The 2015-nt window shown below is 59.2% G+C and carries 2 protein-coding genes; both read right to left on the reverse strand.

The features are described 5' to 3' along the window. Positions 1 to 296: 296 nt before the first annotated feature. Positions 297 to 1676 carry a sigma-54 dependent transcriptional regulator gene (locus VES88_11710; protein HYN82162.1) on the reverse strand — a complete coding sequence of 460 codons (1380 nt, stop codon included), beginning with the start codon at positions 1674 to 1676 and terminating at the stop codon, positions 297 to 299. 98 nt (positions 1677 to 1774) lie between these two features. Continuing rightward, positions 1775 to 2015 (reverse strand): ATP-binding protein (locus VES88_11715; GenBank protein ID HYN82163.1); only part of this gene is annotated, 241 nt, incomplete at its 5' end.

A 2015-nucleotide genomic window follows, 5' to 3' on the forward strand; every position in this document is an offset into this window, starting at 1 on the left:
CTCCAATCAAGCCAATCGCGTATCGCCAAGGCGGAGGTCGGTGATAGTTCGGTGTCAATTGAACTACTGGTGCGCGCCATGCTTGCCACCGGCGCGACGGCGAAGGAGATTGGCAAAGCTATTGCCGACAACTCGTGATCCTCCACGTCTGGCTCGGCACGCTGGGCACGCACAGCAGCCGCGATCAGCAGCCAGCGGCAAAGGTCTCTCCTCGACCGAGTGGAATTGGTTAAGGATTTGACAGAAGTCCGACCGCGAGGAAGGCGCGGGCATACAGCGCGCGCCCTTCCTCACGGTCAGGCTTCTGCCACTTCGTACTTGCGAAGTTTGCTGTAAAGCGTGGTGCGTGTGATGCCGAGGAGGTCGGCAGTGCGGCTGAGGTTGCGTCCGGTCGCCGCAAAGACTCGTTTGATGTGCAGAGCTTCGATTTCGTCGAGCGATAAGAATTGCCCTTCATCCGCTTTGCCGTCGCCTCCGCGGAGGGCGGATGTCTGCCACGTTTCCACTCCTCCGAGCGGAAGGTCGTCGGCGTGAATCGAGTCGTTCGCGCAGAGGATGACGGCGCGTTCGATGACGTTACGCAGTTCGCGGATGTTGCCGGGGTAGTTGTAGCCAACGAGTAACGCTTCCGCTTTCGGCGTCACGCCTTGCACCCGCCGGTTGAGCTTGGAGTTGAAGTGTTGAATGAAATGCTCGACCAGCGGCAGGATGTCTTCGCGCCTCTCTCTGAGCGGCGGAAGCGTCATCGGCATCACGCTCAGGCGATAATATAAATCTTCTCGGAACCGCCCGCGCTTTACTTCCTCTTGGAGATTCTTATTCGTCGCCGCGAGGATGCGCACATCCGTCTCCCGTTCTTGCGTGCCGCCGACGCGACGAAACTTCTTCTCCTCAAGCACGTGAAGCACCTTCGCTTGAATCGAAGGTTCCATCTCGGCGATTTCGTCGAAGAAGAGCGTCCCTTCGTGCGTCAACTCGAAGAGGCCGGGCTTCGCGGCGACGGCTCCGGTGAATGCTCCCCGCTCGTGGCCGAAGAGTTCGGATTCCAACAATTCGCGGGCGAGTCCGGCGCAGTTGACAGTGACAAAGGGCTTGGCGGTGCGACCTGAAAGACGGTGAACGAGATGGGCTATGACTCCTTTGCCGGTTCCCGTCTCGCCGAGCAGTAAAACTGTAGTGTCAGTTGGAGCTAATCGTTCGAGTGCGGCGTGGAAGCGCGTCACGCTCGCACCGCGGCCTTGAAAATACTCGGAGCAGAGGCGGTCTTCCCTCAGCCCCGTGAGCAAATGTTCGCGGCGCGTGGAACTTCTCTGAAGCGTCTTCGAGATGAGGATGAGGAAACTCTCAGGGTCGAACGGCTTGGTGAGGAAATTCTCAGCGCCGTTCTTGAGCGCGCGAATCGCGGTTTCAATCGTTCCGTGCGCGGTGAGAACGATGACCGGCAGCGCGTCGTCAATAACCTTGATGCGGGGCAGGAGGTCGAGACCGTCCGCGTCGGGGAGGCGCAAGTCCAGCAGCACCAGATGCGGAGCCGTGTTCTCGATGACTGACAGACCTTGCTCGCCCGTCTCCGCTTCGAGCACGCTGAAGCCTTCGGCTTCGAGCAGGTTACGCACGCCGAAGCGAATCGAAGGTTGGTCGTCAATGATGAGGATTTTATTTTTGTGCGTCGGCATTCGTAATAAGAGCGTGTGCGTAGTAGCTCAATCAGGAGAACGCAGGTCAGTACCGCCTGCGGTAGCGGGCGGGTGTTTCTGCACTTATGACCCGCCCGCTACCGCAGGCGGTACTGACTGGTTGCGCTTTCCGAACTGCTATCGAGCGGCAGACTGATAACAAACAGCGTGCCTTTGCCCGGTTCGGAGCAAGCGGTAATGCTGCCGCCGTGGTCGTGAATCGCCTTACGCACGATGGCGAGTCCCAACCCTGTGCCGGTCGTGCGCGTCGTAAAGAACGGCTCAAAGATTTTCGGCAGATCGTCGGGAATGATACCGCTTCCGGTATCGCTGATCTCG

The sequence above is a fragment of the Gemmatimonadaceae bacterium genome, from assembly GCA_035633115.1.
In the GTDB taxonomy this organism is placed as follows: Bacteria; Gemmatimonadota; Gemmatimonadetes; order Gemmatimonadales; family Gemmatimonadaceae; genus UBA4720.

Excerpts from the sequence above, each read along its gene's own strand:
- VES88_11710 (HYN82162.1), bottom strand. The coding sequence starts at position 1,676 with ATGCCGACGCACAAAAATAAAATCCTCATCATTGACGACCAACCTTCG.